20 protein-coding genes and 3 pseudogenes are annotated in these 20330 nt (G+C 71.6%); 10 read left to right on the top strand and 13 right to left on the bottom strand.

The features are described from left to right. Nucleotides 1–130: 130 nt before the first annotated feature. The 4 genes from ACWDGI_RS28760 (at nt 131) to ACWDGI_RS28745 (ending at nt 4192) form a co-directional block, all read left to right on the top strand. A complete protein-coding gene (locus ACWDGI_RS28760; protein ID WP_450763809.1) occupies nt 131–1000 on the top strand; it encodes a hypothetical protein in 870 nt (289 codons plus the stop codon). 125 nt (nt 1001–1125) lie between these two features. Then, nucleotides 1126–1494, top strand: coding sequence for a hypothetical protein (locus ACWDGI_RS28755; RefSeq protein WP_450763807.1), 369 nt, complete (start codon nt 1126–1128; stop codon nt 1492–1494). A gap of 117 nt (nt 1495–1611) precedes the next feature. Continuing rightward, entirely contained in the window at nt 1612–3627 is a 2016-nt protein-coding gene (locus ACWDGI_RS28750; protein ID WP_450763805.1) for an FAD-dependent oxidoreductase, read from the top strand. A gap of 22 nt (nt 3628–3649) precedes the next feature. Next, nucleotides 3650–4192, top strand: a complete 543-nt coding sequence (locus tag ACWDGI_RS28745; protein ID WP_450763803.1) for a PadR family transcriptional regulator — start codon at nt 3650–3652, stop codon at nt 4190–4192. 6 nt (nt 4193–4198) lie between these two features. Here the strand turns inward: ACWDGI_RS28745 and ACWDGI_RS28740 are convergent, their stop codons facing one another. Beyond that, nucleotides 4199–4750, bottom strand: coding sequence for a hypothetical protein (locus ACWDGI_RS28740; protein WP_450763801.1), 552 nt, complete (start codon nt 4748–4750; stop codon nt 4199–4201). Nucleotides 4751–4917: 167 nt separating this feature from the next. Then, on the bottom strand, nt 4918–5841 hold the full coding sequence (locus ACWDGI_RS28735) for a fibronectin type III domain-containing protein (protein WP_450764347.1): 924 nt from the start codon (nt 5839–5841) through the stop codon (nt 4918–4920). 423 nt (nt 5842–6264) lie between these two features. Between ACWDGI_RS28735 and ACWDGI_RS28730 the strand changes: the two genes are divergently transcribed. Then, a complete protein-coding gene (locus ACWDGI_RS28730) occupies nt 6265–6960 on the top strand; it encodes a glycoside hydrolase family 75 protein (protein ID WP_450763799.1) in 696 nt (231 codons plus the stop codon). A 137-nt stretch (nt 6961–7097) separates the two neighbouring features. Here the strand turns inward: ACWDGI_RS28730 and ACWDGI_RS28725 are convergent, their stop codons facing one another. From ACWDGI_RS28725 to ACWDGI_RS28690, 8 genes are all read right to left on the bottom strand, one after another. Further along, nucleotides 7098–7244: a hypothetical protein gene (locus ACWDGI_RS28725; RefSeq protein ID WP_450763797.1), complete on the bottom strand. Its 147-nt coding sequence runs from the start codon at nt 7242–7244 to the stop codon at nt 7098–7100. Nucleotides 7245–7359: 115 nt separating this feature from the next. Continuing rightward, a complete protein-coding gene (locus ACWDGI_RS28720) occupies nt 7360–7770 on the bottom strand; it encodes a PTS-dependent dihydroxyacetone kinase phosphotransferase subunit DhaM (RefSeq protein WP_450763795.1) in 411 nt (136 codons plus the stop codon). Then, the gene (gene dhaL / locus ACWDGI_RS28715; RefSeq protein ID WP_362564837.1) at nt 7763–8362 is read right to left on the bottom strand and encodes a dihydroxyacetone kinase subunit DhaL; all 600 of its coding nucleotides are present in this window, start codon (nt 8360–8362) and stop codon (nt 7763–7765) included. The genes ACWDGI_RS28720 and dhaL overlap by 8 nt, the downstream gene beginning before the upstream one ends. Nucleotides 8363–8411: 49 nt before the next feature. Next, entirely contained in the window at nt 8412–9404 is a 993-nt protein-coding gene (gene dhaK / locus ACWDGI_RS28710; RefSeq protein ID WP_450763793.1) for a dihydroxyacetone kinase subunit DhaK, read from the bottom strand. Between the two features lie 400 nt (nt 9405–9804). After that, on the bottom strand, nt 9805–10824 hold the full coding sequence (locus ACWDGI_RS28705; RefSeq protein WP_450763791.1) for an SDR family NAD(P)-dependent oxidoreductase: 1020 nt from the start codon (nt 10822–10824) through the stop codon (nt 9805–9807). A gap of 122 nt (nt 10825–10946) precedes the next feature. After that, a complete protein-coding gene (locus ACWDGI_RS28700; protein WP_450763789.1) occupies nt 10947–12137 on the bottom strand; it encodes a zinc-dependent alcohol dehydrogenase in 1191 nt (396 codons plus the stop codon). Between the two features lie 205 nt (nt 12138–12342). Continuing rightward, nucleotides 12343–12576: a hypothetical protein gene (locus tag ACWDGI_RS28695; RefSeq protein WP_450764345.1), complete on the bottom strand. Its 234-nt coding sequence runs from the start codon at nt 12574–12576 to the stop codon at nt 12343–12345. Nucleotides 12577–13008: 432 nt separating this feature from the next. After that, on the bottom strand, nt 13009–13182 hold the full coding sequence (locus tag ACWDGI_RS28690) for a hypothetical protein (protein ID WP_450763787.1): 174 nt from the start codon (nt 13180–13182) through the stop codon (nt 13009–13011). Nucleotides 13183–13672: 490 nt separating this feature from the next. Between ACWDGI_RS28690 and qcrB the strand changes: the two genes are divergently transcribed. Next, on the top strand, nt 13673–15235 hold the full coding sequence (qcrB, locus tag ACWDGI_RS28685; RefSeq protein ID WP_450763785.1) for a cytochrome bc1 complex cytochrome b subunit: 1563 nt from the start codon (nt 13673–13675) through the stop codon (nt 15233–15235). Here the strand turns inward: qcrB and ctaF are convergent. The 3 genes from ctaF to ACWDGI_RS28670 all read right to left on the bottom strand — a co-directional run bounded on the left by ctaF (nt 15153) and on the right by ACWDGI_RS28670 (nt 18376). Next, complete coding sequence (ctaF, locus tag ACWDGI_RS28680; RefSeq protein WP_450763783.1) at nt 15153–15557, bottom strand: aa3-type cytochrome oxidase subunit IV; 405 nt, start codon at nt 15555–15557, stop codon at nt 15153–15155. The genes qcrB and ctaF overlap by 83 nt on opposite strands. Continuing rightward, a complete protein-coding gene (gene ctaD, locus ACWDGI_RS28675) occupies nt 15554–17227 on the bottom strand; it encodes an aa3-type cytochrome oxidase subunit I (RefSeq protein WP_450763781.1) in 1674 nt (557 codons plus the stop codon). Before ctaD ends, ctaF begins: the two co-directional genes overlap by 4 nt. Before the next feature lie 486 nt (nt 17228–17713). Further along, nucleotides 17714–18376: a diguanylate cyclase gene (locus tag ACWDGI_RS28670; RefSeq protein WP_450763779.1), complete on the bottom strand. Its 663-nt coding sequence runs from the start codon at nt 18374–18376 to the stop codon at nt 17714–17716. A gap of 155 nt (nt 18377–18531) precedes the next feature. Between ACWDGI_RS28670 and ACWDGI_RS28665 the strand changes: the two are divergent. The 4 genes and pseudogenes from ACWDGI_RS28665 to ACWDGI_RS28650 form a co-directional block, all read left to right on the top strand. Next, nucleotides 18532–18849 (top strand): annotated as a pseudogene (locus tag ACWDGI_RS28665) (LLM class flavin-dependent oxidoreductase); the annotation flags it as partial. Between the two features lie 130 nt (nt 18850–18979). Continuing rightward, the gene (locus tag ACWDGI_RS28660; protein WP_450764343.1) at nt 18980–19498 is read left to right on the top strand and encodes a cysteine hydrolase family protein; all 519 of its coding nucleotides are present in this window, start codon (nt 18980–18982) and stop codon (nt 19496–19498) included. A gap of 110 nt (nt 19499–19608) precedes the next feature. Further along, nucleotides 19609–19725 (top strand): annotated as a pseudogene (locus ACWDGI_RS28655) (SDR family oxidoreductase); the annotation flags it as partial. A 417-nt stretch (nt 19726–20142) separates the two neighbouring features. Continuing rightward, nucleotides 20143–20330, top strand: a pseudogene (locus tag ACWDGI_RS28650) (B/F/G family RNA polymerase sigma-70 factor); the annotation flags it as partial.

The raw sequence follows: 20330 nt of genomic DNA, 5'->3' as shown, positions 1-20330 counted from the left end.
CCACCACCGGTGCGGCAGGGGCGTGAGTTCACCTTCCCGTTCCGTCATTGGTCTGTACATGCCTGTCAGGGGCACGCCAGACTGACCGCCGCACGCGCGTCCCACCCCCCGAACCGAGGAGTAGGCTTCCATGCCCGCGTCCACCCGGCAACGTTGTCGCGCAGGCCTGACCGCCCTGGTCGCCCTCGCCGCGGCCTTCGCCCTCTCGACCGGCCCGGCGTCCGCCGCCGACACCTGGACCGAGACCGGCTCCGACCGCGCCGACCCGCTCACCGAGAGTCAGGGCCTGACCTCGGTCGAGGTCCCCGCCAACAGTGCCAACCGCTACACCGGCGTCGGCACCATCCCGATCGGCGTCTCCAGCCGCGGCTGGAACCACGTCGGCGACCCCGACGAGTCGTACGACGGCTACTACGTCGAGCCGTACCAGGCCGACTCCGGCACCGCCAAGATGTACCGGGTGCAGGCTCCCGGCGGCGCCTGGTCGGAGTACGTGCACACGCTCGCCTCCGGCGAGGCCCTCAACAACTCCTGGGACGCGATCTCACCCGACGGCCAGTACATGCTCTCCGGCGAGTACGGCACGATGACCCGCTTCCTGGTCTTCCCGACGCCCGGCGTCAACAAGAGCACCTCGCCGTCCGCGAACCTGCCGTTGGCCTCCGTCGTCAACCTGGACCACGCCGTGCGTGACGTCCAGGGCTGCGACTTCTCCGGTGCGACCACGCTGCTGTGCTCCTCGGACGACCCGGACGGCAGCCTCTTCGGCTACACCAAGCCCCTGCTGCAGATCGATCTGTCCGCCCAGCCCGGGTCGAGCGACGTCACCGGACATGTCACCGCGCTGCGCCAGCTCCCGCTGCGCAGCTCCTGCTCGGGCACCTTCGAGGCCGAGGGCATCGACTACGACCGGCGCACCGGCACCCTGCGCGTCATCGTGATGTCGCCCGGGTTCTGCATCCTCACCGACAGCAAGACGTACAAGTTCACGCGGGGCTGAGTTCCCGGCCCGGGTGATGAACCGGGTTCTGCACCACGGGGAAATCGGTGCTTTTCTGTTGGCATGGCGCGGTTCGCGGGGGAACCCGTGAGACCGCGCCATCGCCATTGAGAGGAGCGATCGCCATGGGCCCTGAGCGACTGCACGAGGAACCCGTCTCGCTTGAGATCAGCGGATGCAGCAAGGAAGACGCCCGGATCGTGTTCGACGCGCTGTGCCAGTGCTTCGAGTCCGACCGGGAGGCCGAGGACGTGCCCCAGCAGCTCCACGAGAGCCGCCCGATGGTGTGGCTCGGCACGTTCGAGGTCACCGACGCCCACGAGTGCACCCCGCCGCCCCGGCTCGCGGCCTCGGTCGAGGCCGACGCGCAGGGCGGCTACTGGGCGATCGACCGGCTCCGTAACACCCTCGACTCCCTGTTCACGGTGCGCAACCTGTCCTCCGCCTCGGGCGACCAGGAGAGGGAACTGCACGTCCTGCTGGAAAGCCGGTGATCGGTGATCTGTCCGGTGATCTGAGACACGTAACCCCGGAGGCTTTGTGCAACTAGTTGCACAATCCGTGCGCGGTCCTCTAGAACTGATGCGACGACACCGCGCACGGAGGCCCCGATGAGCCGTTACCCGCACCTGCTGAAACCCCTCGACCTGGGCTTCACGACCCTGCCCAACCGCGTGCTCATGGGCTCCATGCACGTGGGCCTGGAGGAGGCCGAGCGAGGCTTCGAGCGGATGGCGGAGTTCTACGCGGCCCGGGCCCGCGGGGGAGTGGGCCTCATCGTCACCGGCGGCATCGCGCCCAACGAGGAGGGCCGGCCGTACGAGGGCGGCGCCAAGCTCACCACGGAGGAAGAGGCCGGACAGCACCGTGCCGTCACCGAGGCCGTGCACCGCGAGGGCGGCCGGATCGCGATGCAGATCCTGCACTTCGGCCGGTACGCCTACCACCGGGACCTCGTCGCGCCCAGCCCGCTCCAGGCCCCGATCAGCCCCTTCCCGCCCCGTGAACTCACCGACGAGGACATCGAGCGGACCATCGAGGACTACGTCCGCACCGCCCGCCTCGCCCGGCAGGCCGGCTACGACGGCGTCGAGATCATGGGCTCCGAGGGCTACCTCGTCAACGAGTTCATCGCCGCCCCGACCAACCACCGCACCGACCGCTGGGGCGGGTCCTACGAGAACCGGATGCGGTTCCCCGTCGAGATCGTCCGGCGGGTGCGCGAGGCCGTCGGCACGGACTTCATCATCGTCTACCGGCTGTCCATGCTGGACCTGGTCCCGGGCGGTTCCTCCCTGGACGAGGTGATCACCCTCGCCCGGGCCGTCGAGGCCGCCGGGGCGACCATCATCAACACCGGCATCGGCTGGCACGAGGCCCGGATCCCCACCATCTCCACCTCGGTGCCGCGCGGCGCCTACACCTGGGTCACCAAGCGGCTGATGGGCGAGGTCTCCGTCCCGCTGGTCACCACCAACCGCATCAACACCCCCGAGCTCGCCGAGGAGTTGCTCGCCGGAGGCGGCGCCGACATGGTCTCCGTGGCCCGCCCGATGCTCGCCGACCCCGACTTCGTCGCCAAGGCCGCGGCCGGCACCCCCGAGGCGATCAACACGTGCATCGGCTGCAACCAGGCCTGCCTCGACCACACCTTCAGCGGCAAGGTCACCTCCTGCCTGGTCAACCCGCGCGCCTGCCACGAGACCGAACTGGTCCTCGCCCCGACCCGGCGGCGCAAGCGCGTCGCGGTCGTCGGCGCGGGACCGGCCGGCCTCGCCTGCGCGGTCTCCGCCGCCGAACGCGGCCACCAGGTCACCCTCTTCGACGCGGCCGCCGAGATCGGCGGTCAGCTGAACGTGGCCCGCAAGGTCCCCGGCAAGCAGGAGTTCGACGAGACCCTGCGCTACTTCCGCCACCAGCTGGACGCCCACGGCGTGGACGTACGCCTGAACACCACCGTGGAGCCCGAGGACGTCACCGGCTACGACGAGGTCGTGGTCGCCACCGGCGTCACCCCGCGCACCCCCGACATCCCCGGCGCCGACCACCCCCGCGTCCTCGGCTACCTCGACGTGCTGCGCGACGGCGCCCCCGTCGGCGACCGGGTCGCGATCCTCGGCGCCGGCGGCATCGGCTTCGACGTCGCCGAGTACCTCACCGACGGCGGCGACAAGGCGAGCGAGGACCCGGCGACGTACTTCAGGCACTGGGGCGTCGACATGGACTACCGGGCCCCCGGCGGCCTCACCGCCCCCGAGCGCCCCGCGCCCCCGCGCACCGTCCACCTGCTCCAGCGCCGGACCGGCAAGGTCGGCGCCGGCCTCGGCAAGACCACCGGCTGGATCCACCGCGCCGAACTCAAGCACCGGGGCGTCACCATGGTCCCGGGGGTGCGCTACGACCTGATCGACGACGCCGGACTGCATGTCACCGTCGACGGGGAGAGCACCGTCCTGGAGGTCGACACCGTCGTGCTGTGCACCGGACAGGAACCGCGCCGGGACCTGTACGAGGAGCTGGTCGCCGCCGGCTGCAGCGCGCACGTCATCGGCGGTGCCGACGTCGCCGCCGAGCTGGACGCCAAGCGGGCCATCAAGCAGGGCACCGAGCTGGCGGCCGCCCTGTAGGGGCCGTCCCTAGGATGAGCCCATGTCACTCCCGCACGCGATCCTCACCGCCCTGCTAGAGAAGCCGTCGTCGGGGCTGGAGCTGACCCGCAGGTTCGACCGGTCGATCGGCTACTTCTGGTCGGCGACACACCAGCAGATCTACCGCGAGCTGGGAAAACTGGAGGCCGAGGGCTACATCCGCACCCTGCCGGCCGAGCAGCCGGCCCGCGGGCAGAAGAAGAGCTACGAGGTGCTGCCCGCGGGCCGCGCCGAACTGGCCCGCTGGACCGCCGCCGCCCAGGACCCCAAGCCGCAGCGGGACGTGCTGCTGCTGCGGTTGCGCGCGGCGGCGGTGGTCGGCACCGACGGACTCGAAGCCGATCTTCACCGTCATCTGGAACTGCACCGGCGGCAGCTGGCCGAGTACGAGGAGATCCAGCGGCGCGACTTCCCGCCGGGCAAGGACGCCCCCGAGGACCGGCTGCGTCATCTGGTGCTGCGGGCCGGCATCGACCTGGAGTCCTTCTGGACGCAGTGGCTCAGCCAGGCTTTGCGGGAGTTCGGCGAACTCCCGCAGGCCTGAGCGGGGTCAGAGCCGGTACGGCTTCGAGCGCTTGCGCAGGTACCAGCCGGTGGCGATGACGCCCGAGCCGACCAGCGCCGCGCCGATGCCCAGCGTGAGCGGGCCGTAGTCGCGGGCGGCACCGCCCAGGCCGCCCATCACGCCCCGGGAGGGCGCGGCCGACCTGGTGGTGGTGGAGGAGGTCGTCGGCGGCGCGGCGGCGGTTCCGGACACGATCACCGACTGGGTGCCCGCCGTTCCGCCGTTGGAGCAGACGACGACCACCGTGTAGGTGCCCGGCGACACCCCCGACCAGGCGGCCGACTGGCTCACCGTGGTGCCTGCCAGAGCCGCCTGCCGCCCTTGGGCGAAGGCGGTCTGACCGCTGTTGAGCAGCGAGGCGTTGCCCCAGCTGCCGCCGCTCTGCGTGCAGGCACTGGTGACCACCGAGACCGTGGTCCCGGTGGTGCTCACCGAGATGCCCGAGAGCGCGGCGGACGGGCCGGCGAGCCAGGTCGGGAGCGCGGCGGCGGCCGCCAGGGTCAGGCCGGAGCGGAGGAGAAGTCGTGAGTTTCGCATGTGGCTGCCCTCCGGCGGCACGGTAGGCGGAACGTCCCTTGCGCCGCCGAGGATCGGAGACTCCCGTGCTGCCTCAGGGTCAGCCAAAGCGGCGTCGGCCCGCGCCGCACCCGGGGGCGGCCGTCCAGGTGATCTATTCCTCCGTGCAGCCCAGGCCCGGCTGCCGTTCACGCCCCCGTCGTGACGGCGCGCCGCGCCGACCACCCGCCCCAGGTCCCGTCCGGCAGCCGGGCCCGCAGTCGCACATGGTGCAACACCCCATGGTCCCGCCCCACATAGAAGCTATAGGTCGAGTGGCCTCTGGGTGGGGTGCCGCCCCAGACCAGCGAGGTCGTCGTACCTCCGTCGAGCCGGATCTGGTACTCCGTGATCACTCCGTCCACGCGCGGTGGGTCCCAGGCCAGGTCGAGGTAGTACGCGCCGCTCTCCTCATGACTCCCGGCCGTGAACCCGGTCGGCGCGGTGTTCCGGCCGTCGTCGCTGCCCGGTGTGGTCAGGCGCACCGCCGCGCCGGCCGGCGAGAGGTTGTCGGCCGCGTCCCGGGCCCGGACGGTGAACACGTAGCGCGTACCCGGCCGCAGCCCCGTGACCACGGTCGCGGTCTGGTTTCCGCCCACACTGTGGATCTTCGCACCGCCCTGGTAGATGTCGTACGACACCACCGCCCGGTCGTCCTTCGCGGCGTCCCAGGAGAGCTGCACCGCACGGCTGCCCACGGTCCGGCCGCTCGGGTGCGCCGGCCGGGTCGGCGCCGTGCGGTCCGCCGCGGCCACCGCCGGGGTCGTCGCCCGCACCGCACGGCTGCGCGGGCCGAGGCTGCCGTCCTCGCCCCGCGCCCGGACGGTGAACGCATACATGGTGGACGGCCTGAGCCTGGTGACGTCCACCATGTGCTGGGACCCCGGCACGTCAACGGCCTTCGTGGTGCCTCGATATACCTCGTAGCCGCGGACGCCCGAGCCGGCCGGCAACGCGTTCCACATCACGTGCACACTCGTCGCGCTCCCGGCCGCCGCGGTGACCCCCGTCGGGGCGCCGGGCAGCCGGCCGCTGTCGCCGTCGGCGGTCCCGCCCCAGCCACAGGACGTCATGAGCAGCAGGGCGCAGACCAGGACGGCAACACGGCGCACGGTTCCGCCTCCCCGGGGACGGCAGGACGGCAAAGGTCCGGACCAATATGGCCTGCCCGGGATGCGGACATCAAGAGGGCCGTATTGGAGACAGCGGGGGAGAGTTACGTATGCTGAGTGCTCTGCGGCCGAACTTCCCCAGCGGAAAGGGGAGTTCGCGCCCGTGGCGCGGAACGCTGTCGTCGCTGATCCCGCGCCGACGCGGGCGGCCGGGGCGACTGGGCTGACACCGGCTCAGCGCCCCGGCCCCTGACGGATGCTCACGGAGTGTCACTTCGTTGCTCCGTACGGCCCTGTACGGCCCCCTCTTCCTGGCCCGGCCGCCCCGCCCCCACCACATTGGTCCGGTTGACTCCATGTCCCCCACGGAGAGGGTCCCTCATCGTGCGTCTCCAGACGCTGACGCTGGCCACCGCCGGCGCCGCCCTGCTCGCCCCGACCACACTGCCGGCCCCCGCCGCCTCGCTCACCGCCCCCGGAGCGCGGCACCGGATCACCGCCACCGACCTGCTGCACCGACTGGACCGGCTGCGCGACTGCACCGAGGTCTCCAAGGCCCGCTATCGCACCGACGCCGGAACCGCCGCCACCGTCCCCGTGTGCGGTACCGACCAGGCCGTCTTCTGGGAGGCCGACCTCGACATCGACTGCGACGGCCAGGTCACCGCCCACTGCAACCGCACCGCCGACCCGGCGTTCTCCGCCGCCACCGCCTTCCAGCAGTCCGACGGCAGCCACCTCAACGCCGAGACGCTGCCCTACGTCGTCGTACCGGGCCCCAGCAGCCGCTGGGACTACCGGAAGTCCGGCATCCAGGGAGGTGCGGTCGCCGCCGTGATCTACAAGGACCGGGTGCAGTACGCCGTCGTCGGTGACACCGGACCGAGCGACATCATCGGCGAGGCGTCGTACGCCACCGCGAAGGGCCTGGATGTGGACCCCGACCCACGCGTCGGCGGGGTGCCGTCCGGCGTCACCTACATCGTCTTCAAGGACTCCGTGATCAAGCCCATCGAGGACGGCGACGCGGCGCAGGCGGAGGGGGAGCGCCTGGCGGCACTGTTCACCGAGGGCGACTGACCGGCCGCCCCCCGACAGGGGGGCAGACGGCCGCCCAGCCGTTGTGGCCGTGTAGGCGGCGCCGGCCGGCTGACCGCACGGCGGTGGGGCCCGGCGCCGCGCACCGGCGCCGGGCCCCACCGGAGGACTTCGGCTCCTCAGGAGGACGGCCCCCAGGCGACGGGGCTGGTCGTGAAGGAGTCAGGCGAGGCCAGCGGCAGGTTCAGGAACGACGCGGCCCAGGGCGAGTGTTCGACCGTGTAGGCCCCGCCCGCCCGCTCGGCCTGCTGACGCGGGGTGGGCATGAGCGAGGCGTGGAACGGGCGCTTCCCGGCGGTGAGGTGAGGTGAGGTGAGGTGAGGTGCGGACGCGGGGGACCGGCGGCAGCGCCGTCATGAGCCGCCGGACCCCCAGGGGGTGTCAGACCTTGCGGTAGGAGTACGCCTCCGCGGCGGCCGCCTCCACGGCGCCGAGGTCCGCGCCGGTGGCCGCCGTCACGACCGCGGCGACCGCGCCCTCGACGAACGGGGCGTCCACCAGACGGGTGCCGTCCGGGAGTTCGTCGCCCTCGGCGAGCAGCGCCTTCACCGTGAGCACCGCGCTGCCCAGGTCGGTGAGGACGGCGACGCCCGCGCCCCGGTCCACGGACGCGGCGGCGGCCGCGATCAGCTCCGCGCTGGTGCCGAGCCCGCCGCCCTCGGTGCCGCCCGCCGCGGCGACCGGTACCGCCGTACCACCGCCCGTCAGGCCCTTGGCCAGCTCGGCGACGGAGGCGGCGACCTCCGCGCTGTGCGACACCAGCACGATCCCGACCAGCTTGTCGTCACTCATCGGCTGCCTCCTGAAGTCCCGCGACGAGCAGCGCCGACGAGGTGGCCCCCGGATCCTGGTGACCGATGCTGCGCTCCCCGAGATAGCTCGCCCGGCCCTTGCGGGCCTGCAGCGGTGTGGTCGCCAGGGCGCCCTCCTCGGCGGCGGCCCGCGCCGCGCCGAAGCCGTCGCCGAGCGCGTCCACCGCCGGCACCAGGGCGTCGATCATCGTCTTGTCGCCGGGCGCGGCCCCGCCCAGCGCCATGACCTTGTCCACCCCGGCCCGCAGCGCTTCGGCGAGCTGGGCCTCGCTGACCTCGGCCGCATCGCCGAGCGCCTTGCCGGTACTGCGCAGCAGGGTGCCGTACAGCGGCCCCGACGCGCCGCCGACGGTGGAGATCAGCCGGCGCCCGGCGAGCGTCAGCACGGCACCCGGCGTGTCGGGCGCCTCCTCCGCCAGCGCGGCCACCACCGCCCTGAACCCGCGCTGGAGGTTGCTGCCGTGGTCGGCGTCCCCGATGGGGGAGTCGAGGGCGGTGAGCCGCTCGGCCTCACGGTCGACGGAGGAGGCGGTCGCCGCCATCCAGCGGCGGAAGAAGTCGGCGTCGAGCACGGGATCTCCTTGCGTTGCGGTATGGGCGCGGGTCGCTGCTTCTCCTCGCTCACATGCCCCAGCGCAGGGCCGGCGTGTTCACCGGGGCGTCCCACAGCCGCAGCAGGTCCTCGTCGACCTGGCAGAGGGTGATCGATGCGCCGGCCATGTCCAGGGAGGTGACGTAGTTGCCGACCAGCGTGCGGGCTACGGTGACACCGCGCTCGGCGAGCACGCGCTGGACCTCGGCGTTGAAGCCGTACAGCTCCAGCAGCGGGGTCGCGCCCATGCCGTTGACCAGGACGAGCACCGGGTTGCGCGGCGACAGGTCCTCCAGTACCGCGTTGACCGAGAAGTCGGCGATCTCGCCCGAGGTCATCATGGCCCGCCGCTCCCGGCCCGGCTCGCCGTGGATCCCGATGCCCAACTCCAGTTCGCCGGGCGGCAGGTCGAAGGTGGGAGTGCCCTTGGCCGGGGTGGTGACCGCGCTCAGGGCGACACCGAAGCTGCGGGAGTTCTCGTTCACCTGGCGCCCGATGGCCTCCACCCGCTCCAGCGGCTGTCCCTCGGCCGCGGCCGCGCCCGCGATCTTCTCCACGAAGAGGGTGGCGCCGGTGCCGCGCCGGCCGGCGGTGTACAGGCTGTCGGTGACCGCGACGTCGTCGTTGACGAGTACCTTCCCGACCCGGATGCCCTCGTCCTCGGCGAGTTCGGCGGCCATGTCGAAGTTGAGCACGTCGCCCGTGTAGTTCTTCACGATGAACAGGACGCCGGCGCCGCTGTCCACGGCCGCGGCGGCCCGGGCCATCTGGTCCGGGACGGGAGAGGTGAACACCTCACCGGGACAGGCCGCCGACAACATCCCGGGGCCCACGAATCCGCCGTGCAACGGCTCGTGCCCGGAGCCCCCGCCCGACACGAGCCCGACCTGCCCGGCGACGGGAGCGTCCCGTCGTACGATCACCCGGTTCTCCACGTCGACGGTGAGATCGGGATGAGCGGCCGCCAGGCCCCGCAGCGCATCCGCCACCACGGTTTCCGGGACGTTGATCAGCATCTTCATAGCTGGCTCCCATGTAGCTTAGCAAGTACTTCCCTGACCGGCATTTCCCTGCTCAAGCGAGGTGTAACCGGGTGTTGACCTCGGCGGTCCCGGACGCTTGGCGGCGGGTCCTGGCGGTACCGGTGCTGACCAGCTGCTGACTCAACTGACGGGTCATCAGTCTCTCCGGGGATCCCTTGAGGTCGGTGGCCGGGCGTCCTGCACATCAGTATCGACCTTGCGGCAGCGAAGGTCATGTGCGCTGCGCGTCCTTCGTTCCGCCGGCGCCGGCTGTGCCGCTGCCGGGACCCGCTGCAGGTCTCCTCGTTGACACCCGCGCTCCACCGGCGCCGGCGGACGCATCCGCCGACAGCCGGCGGGGCCGTGGGCGGGGCCGCGCGTCGTCGAAGACGCTCGTCGCTCAGGCGCTGGTGGGCGGGCCCGCCCAGCGCTGGTTGTAGCGGCGTGCCGCCCGGTCGTTGAGCGCGCTGCCCGCTCTGCGCAGTGTCCGCAGCCAGGGGGGTCCGGCGGAGACGTCCAGGGCGTGCCCCTGCTTTGTTTCCGTCCGCTTCCCGGTCTGCTCCGCCGCGTCGTCAGGTGCCGGAGGCAGCACTCGGGCGGCCAGTCCGCTCGCCCGCGTCACCAGGCGGGGTGCGACTCCATGAGCGAGTGAGGCGATGCGGGCCACCGGGGTGAGCACCAGCCGGGTGCGCCTGCGCTCCACGGCGCACACGATCCTGTCGGCCGCGCGCTCGGCGTCCATCGACAGCAGCGGGGTTCCCGCCAGCGCCGAGAACCAGGCGAACTCGGCTTCCGACCGGCCACCGAACTCCGCCTGCAGGTGGGAGCCGGTCCGCATCAGCCCGGGATGGACCGTGGTCACGCTCACCGCGCTCCCCGCGGTTTCCTCCTGGAGTCCCTCGCCGAGCGTGCGCACCGCGGCCTTGGCGCAGGAGTACGGCACCAGATGGGGGACCGCCAGCAGTCCGCCGACCGAGCCCACCAGGCCCAGGCGACCGCCGGCGGGGCTGCGCCGCAGGTATGGCAGGGCGGCGAACGCGGTGTGGAGGGCGCCGTAGAAGATGGTTTCCATGGCGTCCCGGAACGCCTGCGGTCCCACCGCCTCGGCGGGCGCCACCTGGATCACCCCGGCGTTGGCGATCACGAGATCGAGGCCGCCCTCCTGCTGCGCCGTCCGCCGGACCGCCGCCGTCACCGCTCGCTCGTCCCGCACGTCGCACGCCATGGCGCGCGCGGCGCGGCCGGTACGGCTCCGTATCCAGGCCACGGCCCGGTCGAGTTCGTCGGTGTCCCTGGCCAACACGGTCACCCGGTAACCGCGCCGGGCCAGCCGGGCCGCTATCAGCAGCCCCAGACCGCGGGAGCCGCCGGTCACCAGGGCCGAGAGACCGTCAGGCACGGGTTGGTCGGTCGCCGTCATGTCGTCACCTCGCTTTTCGGAGAGCGCCCCAGAGAGCCCGTTGGCCGGCCGCGGCCGCGCGCCAGGCGGTGCCTCAGAACGCGCCGGCACACCTCTGCTCACGACCGCGGGACATGTGCTGCTCAGGGCCGCATGAGGATCTTGACCGCGCCGTCCTGCTTGCGCTGGAACATGTCGTACGCGTGCGTAGCGTCCGTGAGGGGAAGCCGGTGCGTGGCGAAGTCGTCGACACCGAGCGGGTCCCCGTCCGCGAGGTAGGGGAGGATCGAGTCGGTCCAGCGGCGGACGTTGGCCTGCCCCATGCGCAGCTGGATCTGTTTGTCGAACAGGGTGAGCATCGGCATCGGGTCGGCCATACCGCCGTACACACCGCTGAGCGAGATCGTGCCGCCGCGGCGAACCAGGTCGATGGCCATGTGGAGGGCCCCGAGACGGTCGACGGCGAAGCGTTCGGCGAGCGGTGCGCCGAGCTTACGGGGCAGCAGCCCGGTAGCGGTCTGGGCCAGCTTGGCGGCCGCGCCGCCGTGGGCTTCGGTGCCGACGGCGTCGATGACGGCGTCCGGGCCCCGGCCTCCGGTCTCGTCCCGGATCGCCTGGACCAGTTCCTTCTCGTCGTCATAGACCCGCAGGTCATAGGTGTGGGTGCCCCTGCGAGCGGCCCGTGCGAGCCGCTCGGGCACGAGATCGACGCCGAACACCCGCTCCACGCCCTGGGCTTGGGCGATGCGGCAGCACATGTCGCCGATGGGGCCGAGCCCCAGGACGGCGAGAGTGCCGCCGGGCGGCACCGCGGCGTACGCCACGGCCTGCCAGGCGGTGGGCAGCACGTCGGAGAGGTAGACGAAGCGGTCGTCGGGGGGCCCGTCGGGCACCTTGATGGGCCCGAACTGCGCCTGTGGGACGCGCAGGTATTCGGCCTGGGCGCCGGGCACCGCACCGTACAGACGGGTGTATCCGAACAGGGCCGCACCCATTCCCTCGCCGGTCACCTGAGTGGTCTCGCACTGGGTCATCAGGCCCGCCGAGCACATGAAGCAGTGCCCGCAGGAGATCTGGAACGGCACCACCACGCGGTCGCCCGGGCGCAGGTTCGTGACCTGTGCGCCGGTTTCCTCGACCACGCCCATCGGTTCGTGGCCGAGGATGTCGCCCGGAGTCATGAACGGCGTGAGCACCTCGTAGAGGTGCAGGTCCGAACCGCACAGGCCGGTCGAGGTGATACGGATGACGGCGTCCGTCGGCTGCTCGACGCGTGGGTCGGGCACATCCTCCACCCGGACGTCCCGCCGACCTTGCCAGGTCACTGCTTTCATGGCTCACGCTCCCTTTCTCACCGAACGCGCAGGTCGCGTCGCTGTGTGTGGGTCGGGCCGGTTCCTGCCGGATACCCGCTCCCGCCATGGGGGATGAGAAGCCGACCCCGGGCTGCCCCGGGGCCTCGGCTTCGGGGCAGCCCGGGGTCGGACCGTCGGCGGGCTGTGCCGAACGGGTCCGGAGGGAGCCCGCCGCTGCCGGGAATCAGCCGCTCAGGCGGCTGCGCAGCATCGCCTTGCCCAGGTCCGCGCCCTTGCGGCTGTCGGCCTGTGCCTTGGTGAACAATTCGACGAGTTGTGCGTCCTTCTCCCGCTCGGCGTCCTTGATGTAGGTGTCCAGACGCAGAGCGTTATCCATGCAGCTCTCGACGTACCAGAGAAGGTTGTAGTCCTTGTCGGCGGTTCCGGTGATCTTTCCGGTCTCCGTGGCGCTGGCCATCGTCGTCACTCCGTCCGCTGTGGTGATGCGGGTGTCGACCCGCCGGCCCTGTCGGCCGGACTGGCCGAGTACCCGCATGGACACGACGCACCACGGGCACCCGTCACCATGGCCGGCTCTTCTCCGTGCCGCCCGGTGTCCTGGCCTGCGCCGCCGTCGCGCTCAACACGCGGCCGAGCCCGTCGCCGCGGAGTCCCGCACCGCCCGCACGAGCGCCGTGAACCGCGCCGTCCGGAACGTGGCCGGCCACCTGGTGCGGCGCGCGCAAGCGCGGGCGGCCGGGCCCGAGTGGGCGCGGGCCGAGGAGTCCCCATGCTGAGGGCGCGTCCTTCGCTCTCGCGGGAGCTGGTCGAACGGTGTGCCAGGGGTCGGATCGGGTCAGGACCCGCCGCGGCCGGTGACGGGATGTCTGCGGTCTCCGTGTGGCGGCGGTCAGTCCTCGCCCCGTACGACGTTCCAGTCGTCCCTGTGCCGCAACCGTCCCGCGTCGTTGTCGAGCGTCGCGCGCATGCACGTGCGTATGCCTGGCCCGCGCAGGCGGCGCGCCCGTGCCCAGCCCGTCTCGGGGCGGCGAACAGCGGTCGGTTTGCTGGCTTCCGCAGCCACGGCGGATCATCTTCCTTCCGGGTCCGGCCTGTTGAGGTCCGGTTCGTCCTTACCTGTCTCTGTTCTTCTTCTTGTCCCGAGTGTCCAACGAGCCCGGCGTGAAACCTGGTTCGGCCCCGCGGGGCGGGGCCGGCACGCCACTTCGCCAGGCGGACGGGCGCGTCGTCCAGAGGGTCCGCACGGTGTTCGGCGACTGCGTGAGTCGGCCGCCGGGCCGGAGCTGGTGGTGGCGCACGGTGATGCCCTCACGCAGAGCCCAGGAGCACAGGGGGTGCGGCGGGGCAGCGCGGAGTCCGCCGGCGTGGTCGGCCAGGTCACGCGGGGCCGCGAGGAGACGCGCGGACGGCGACGGCTGATCCGATCGGGTGCCGAAGCCCTGCCGCGCGGGTGTTTCACGGCGGCGGGGCACTCGCCCCGCGCCTTCCGGGCAAGGGATGGCCAGAGTGCGAGACACACGGTCCTGAGGAGGGCGTCACGTGAGGTCAGTGCGATGCGCGCGAAGCGCCGCGGCCGCCGCATGAGGGGGACCGGACCGGACGAGGGCGAGGAACGCCACAGCGGGGAACGGTTCGCGGACGCGGTGGACGCCCGGCTGCCCGTTCACGACGGGGCCGGGCGGCTGCTGCGCAAGTCCTTTCCCGACCACTGGTCGTTCCTGCTCGGCGAGATCGCCCTCTACAGCCTGACCGTGCTGATGCTGACCGGCGTCTGGCTGACGTTCTTCTTCAAGCCCGAGATGCGGGAGGTGGTCTACGAGGGCCCCTACGAACCCCTGCGCGGGACGCTGATGTCCGGCGCGTTCGACTCGACCCTCCACATCAGCTTCGACGTCCGCGGCGGCCTGCTGATGCGGCAGACCCACCACTGGGCCGCGCTGGTCTTCGTCGCCGCGATCGGCCTGCACCTGCTGCGGGTCTTCTTCACCGGCGCCTTCCGCAGGCCGCGCGAGCTGAACTGGGCCATCGGCGTCACCCTCTTCACGCTCTCCCTCGCCGAGGGCTTCGCCGGCTACTCGCTCCCGGACGACCTGCTGTCCGGCACCGGTCTGCGGATCGCCCAGGGCATCATGCTGTCGATCCCGGTCGTCGGGACGTACCTCGCCATGTTCGCGTTCGGCTCCGAGTTTCCCGGCCACGACATCGTCCCCCTGCTCTACCCCCTGCACATCCTGCTGCTGCCCGGCGCGCTGCTCGCCCTGGTCACCGTCCACCTGATGCTCGTGTTCTACCTGAAGCACACCCAGTGGCGCGGCCCCCGACACACGAACGAGAACGTGACCGGCAAGCCGCTCTACCCGCAGTTCGCGGCCTCCTCGATCGGTCTGTCCCTCGCCGTGTCCGGGCTGCTGGTGGCGCTCGCCGCCGTCGCGCAGATCAACCCGGTGTGGGTGTACGGCCCCTACCGGCCGGACCAGGTGTCGACCGGCTCCCAACCGGACTGGTACGTCGGCTTCCTCGAAGGCTCGCTGCGCCTCGTCCCGCCCTGGGAGACGAACCTCGCCGGGCACACCCTCATGTGGAACGTCCTGCTGCCTGCCGTCGTGCTGCCCGCGCTGCTCTTCCTCGTCCTGTACGCCTACCCCTTCGTCGAGCAACGGCTCACCGGGGAGGGCGGCCAGGAGCAGCACTTCAGCGACCGGCCACGCGACCGGCCCGTGCGTAGCGGCCTCGGCGCCGCGGGCGCCACCTTCTACGCCGTCCTGCTGCTGGCCGGCGGCAACGACATCATCGCCCAGAGCTTCCGGATCTCGGTGAACGCCCTGACGTGGATCTTCCGGGCCGCCCTGATCGCGGCCCCGGTCGCCGCCTTCTTCGTGACCCGCACGGTGTGCCGCGCACTCCTGCACGCCGAGCAGGAACTGCTGGCCGAGGGCGAGGAGACGGGGGAGGTACGGCAGACCCTGGCCGGCGGCTACGAGAGCGGCCACCGCCCGGTCACGTCGTTCCGGCCGGGCGCCCCGCGCAGGCCGCTCAGTCCTCCTGACCGGCCCCCCGGCTCGCGTACTGGAACACCAGCCCGGCAACACCCCGAGCCAGAACGCCGAAGCCGATGAGGAACAGCCACAGACCGAACACCACCCCCACCGCCGCGACGGCGAACCCGAACGCGGTGACGATCGGCCAGGAGCTGTGCGGCGGGAAGAACTCCAGCGGCCCGGCGGAGTCCGCCACCTCCGCGTCCGTACGGTCCTGCGGGCGCGGGCCGCGCCGGACGTAGTGGGTGGCGCAGAAGAACGACACCAGCGCGGCCATCCCGAACGCCACGATCAGCGCCGCCGTACCGGCCGGATCGGCGTGGGACCACACGCCGTAGAGCGCGGCGGCCGCACCGAAGAAGACGGCCACCCCGCCGAACAGCAGTGCCTCGACCTTCACCGGCGACCCTCCCGCGCCGCCTGCCGCACGATCTGGGGGTGGTGCAGGTCGAACGCCGGGGACTCCGAGCGCACCCGGGGCAGCGCCACGAAATTGTGCCGGGGCGGTGGGCATGAGGTGGCCCACTCCAGGCCGCGGCCGTATCCCCAGGGATCGTCCTCCTCGACCTGCCGTCCCCGGTGGGCCGTACGCCAGACGTTGTAGAGGAACGGCAGTGTGGAGATCCCGAGCAGGAACGCGCCCGCCGAGGACAGGGTGTTGAGCAGGGTGAACCCGTCCGCCGGCAGGTAGTCGGCGATCCGTCGCGGCATGCCCTGCTCACCGAGCCAGTGCTGCACCAGGAAGGTCAGCTGGAACCCGGGGAAGAGCAGCCAGAAGTGCGCCTTGCCGAGCCGCTCGTCGAGCATCTTCCCGGTGAACTTCGGCCACCAGAAGTAGAACCCGGCGAACATCGCGAACACGACCGTGCCGAACAGCACATAGTGCAGATGCGCCACCACGAAGTACGAGTCGGTGACATGGAAGTCGAGCGGGGGCGACGCGAGGAGCACCCCGCTCAACCCGCCCAGCAGGAACGACACCAGAAAACCCACCGACCACAGCATCGGCGTCTCGAACGAGAGCGAACCACGGTGCATCGTCCCGATCCACGCGAAGAACTTGATCCCCGTCGGCACCGCGATCAGGAACGACATCACCGAGAAGAACGGCAGCAACACCGCCCCGGTCGCGAACATGTGATGCGCCCACACCACCGCGGACAGCATGGTGATGGAGGTCGTGGCCCCGATCATCGGCAGATAGCCGAAGAGCGGCTTGCGCGAGAACACCGGGATGATCTCCGAGACGATCCCGAAGAACGGCAGCGCCACGATGTACACCTCGGGATGCCCGAAGAACCAGAACAGGTGCTGCCACAGCAACGCCCCGCCGTTGTGCGCGTCGAAGATGTGCGAGCCGAACTTCCGGTCGCACTCCAGCGCCAGCAGCGCGGCCGTGAGCACCGGGAACGCCGGCAGCACCAGGATCGACGTGAACAGCACGTTCCAGGTGAACATCGGCATCCGGAACATGGTCAGGCCCGGGGCGCGCAGACACAGGATCGTCGTGACGAAGTTGACCGCACCCAGCGTGGTCGACACGCCGGTGACCACCAGCCCCATCACCCAGAGGTCGGCGCCCGCGCCCGGGGAGTAGTACGCGCTGTTGAGCGGCGCGTACGCGAACCAGCCGAACGACGCCGCGCCCCCCGGCACCAGAAACCCGGAGACCACCATCAGCCCGCCGAACAGGTACATCCAGTACGACAGCGCGTTCAGCCGCGGGAACGCCACGTCCGGGGCGCCGATCTGCAGGGGCATCACCGCGTTGGCGAACCCGGCGAACATCGGGGTCGCGAACAGCAGCATCATGATCGTGCCGTGGATGGTGAAAAGCTGGTTGTAGACGTCCTGGTTCATCAGCTGAAGCCCGGGACGGGCCAGTTCCGCACGCATGCCGAGGGCGAGCAGGCCCGCGAGGAGGAAGAAGCAGAAGGACGTCACCATGTACAGCCGACCGATCACCTTGTGGTCGGTGGTGGTGGCCCAGCCCAGCAGTCTGCGCCCGAGCGGCGCCGGAGCGGCGGAGGCCCCGGCCTTCTCGCCGACCCGCTGCGACAGTTCGGTCATGGTCCTCCTCAGCCGGGCCGAGCGCGGAAAGCGCCTCGCGGGCGCCCTGCCCGCCGCCCGGAAACCGCCGGCTCCCGCGGAGGGGCGACACTCGCCGGAATGACCGATACGCGGTGTCTGTCCGCTCCGCCGCGACGCTACCGGTGACCAGGCACAGGCCACGTCAGCCACGCCCCGTGGGCCCGGGATTCGCTGCCGGGCGGTGGGCGGCCGGCGCCATGCACACGAGGAGTCCCCACCCCCACGCCGCGGGAGCACTCCTCCGTCGGCTGCCGGCCGCCCGTCGCGCCTCCGGCGGTGTCCTCGGCCTGGCACTGGCCGAGGACCGGGCCCGGCAGGCCGGCACCCCTGCCGGCTACCCCGCGTTACGGTTGCCCAGTTCGCGCCGGCCGGCAACATCGCGATGCCGCATGTCCGGGGGCGGCTGCCGCTGCTCCAGGTGTGGCGACGGATCGTCGGCCCGTTCCGCGCCGACGCCGACGGCTGTCATCGTCGGCTCCCGTCGCCCACCGCGGCGCGCACACAGCGCCGCAGTTCCTCGGCGTACGGCAGGGCGACACCGCCCGCGATGATCGCGGCGAGCCCCGCGAGGTACGCGGCGGGCAGCGGATGCTCCTTGGGCAGCAGTCGCCAGTCCTGCGGGTCCGGGCCGCCCCGCAGGGTCTTGCGGACCTGGTCGGCGTGCAGACAGGCGGTGAAGGCCAGCGCGGTGAGCGGGAGCACCTCCAGGAAGCTGTGGATGTGCTGCTCGATCGGGCGCACCTCCCGCTCGCCGACGGCCAGCGACACGTCGTACAAGGCCGTCGCGCCGTGGGCGAGGGCGGCGCCGCCCATCACGCTGAGCACCAGCGGGTTGACGCGGGCCAGCAGGCCCATGACCACCGGGATCCCGGCCTCGGTCATCATCAGCGCGTGGACCGCGGACTCCTTGGTTCCGCTGGTGTGCTCGATCCGGGTCCGCCGGTGCATCCACCAGTCGGCCAGGCCCGGCACCACCCACAGCGGGAGGGCGCCGAAGAGCAGGAAGCGGCGGCTCGCGTCCTCGACGTCGGTCGAGCCGGCCGTGATCCGCAGATCGTCGCCGCGTCGCCAGTCCCGCCAGGTCCGCATGCTCCTCAGGGTCTTCCGGGGCAGTGCGCGCAGTGCCATGGGCACCTCCGTAACATCGCCGTGGCCTGGGCTTTCGTACCCGCGAAGGCACTCATCCCCGGTACCCCTTCTCGCGCCCGCGACACCGTGTACAACCCGGCCGCCACGGGGTACTCGGCAGCGGTCACCCAGACGGACGCGGTCCAGGAGGCACGATGGCGGACTTCGGATACTTCCTCTCGTGCGAGGAGCCCAGCCCGGCGGAACGCGTCGAGCGGGCTCGGATGGCGGAGCAGGCCGGATGCGACGCGCTGTGGATTTCCGATCACCACCATCCGTGGCACGACGCCCAGGGCCGGAGCCCGTTCGTGCGGTCGGTGACCGGCGCTCTCTCGCAGGCGGTCTCGCTGCCTGTGGAGACGGCCGTGACCCGCCCGCTGGTGCGTATGCACCCCGCGGTGACCGCCCAGGCGGCCGCCACCAGCGCGGTCCGGTCGGAGGGGCGCTTCCGGCTGGGCGTGCAGATCGGCAAGGACCGGCAGGGCTTCTTCGACTTCTACCGCGCCAAGGTTCCGCCCTCGCTGCGGGGCTGACCGCACGAGGCGAGGGTTCACCGTGCCCGGGCCCGGACAGCGCGACGGCAGCGCACTCGTGGTGATCGACATGATCAACACGTACGACCACGAGGACGCGGAGCTGCTGGTGCCCGCCGCCGAACGGGCCGTACCGGTCCTGGCGGAACTGATCGGCCGGGCCCGGACCGCGGACGTGCCGGTCATCTACGCGAACGACAACTTCGGGCTGTGGCGCTCCCACCACGGTGAACTCGTCGACACCGCGCTCTCGCGCCCGCACGCCGGCCTGGTCGAGCCGGTCCGCCCGGACGACGACTCCCTCTTCGTCGTCAAGACACGCCACTCCATCTTCTACGACACGCCCATGGCGTATCTGCTGTGGGAACTGGGCGTCGGGACCGTCGTGCTGACCGGTCAGGTCACCGAGCAGTGCGTCCTGTATTCCGCCCTGGACGCGCACATCCGTCATCTGGACGTCACCGTGCCGACCGACGCCGTCGCCTCCATCCACCCCCATCTGGAGTCCGCCGCCCTGGAGATGATGGAACGCAACATGGGTGCCCGGATTGTCCGGGCGAAGGACGTGGACTTCCGGGGTAACCGGTGAGCGCCTCCTCTTCGACGGCGTCCTGGACACCGAGGGCGGCGTACCCACCGTCGGCCGTTCCAAGGCGCCCCGACTGGGCCTGAGCCTCGCCGACGAGCGGGCGGCGCGCACCACAGCCCGTCCCGCCCGTCTGCCAGCCCGAGGTCGCCGCCCGAGGCGTACTGCACGCCGCCGACCGTCCCCGGCGCAAACGGCGCTACATCGGCGCCAGCACAGCCGCCACCATCTGGCAGGCCGCCCTCGCCCGCCATCCCGCCATCCCGCCCTCGCGTCCGCCACGGCGACGGCGGTGGGAAGGGCGGCGATCGGCATCCGGCACCGCATCAGAGGCCATCGCTGAATCCGCGGGCGTGTACTTCACGATGCCGGGCGGTGCTTGCCGGCGTGCCGGACGCACCGGGCGCCCACAGCGTGAAGACCTTTCATCCGTCCAAGGACGCTGCGTTTACCACTCACGCGCAGGGGCAGGCGGAGTTCAGTGCTTCGGACCGGAGGCGCATGCCCAGCGGGATATCCCCCACGCTGTCCGCACCCTCCCGGGCCAGGACGCCTTTCCGTTGCGGCACCCCCAGACAAACCTTCAGGACGTGTCCGGAACCTGAGTTCCGGACTTTCTGGAAAGACAGTCCAGGAGTGATACCCGCATGGTCTCCACCATTTCGTCCGGCCGCTTCCCCACGCCCGCCCGCACCGCCCAGGCCACCTCCCGGCGGACCCACGACGACGCTCCCGTGACAGCAGACCTGTTCGCCCGGCTCGCCGATCTCGGGGAGGGTCCCGAGCGGGAGGCTCTGCGTGAGGAACTGGTGGCCGCGTGGCTGCCGATGGCGCA

The organism is Streptomyces sp. NPDC001220 (assembly GCF_053597895.1).
This window is presented reverse-complemented; position numbering and strand designations above follow the sequence as displayed.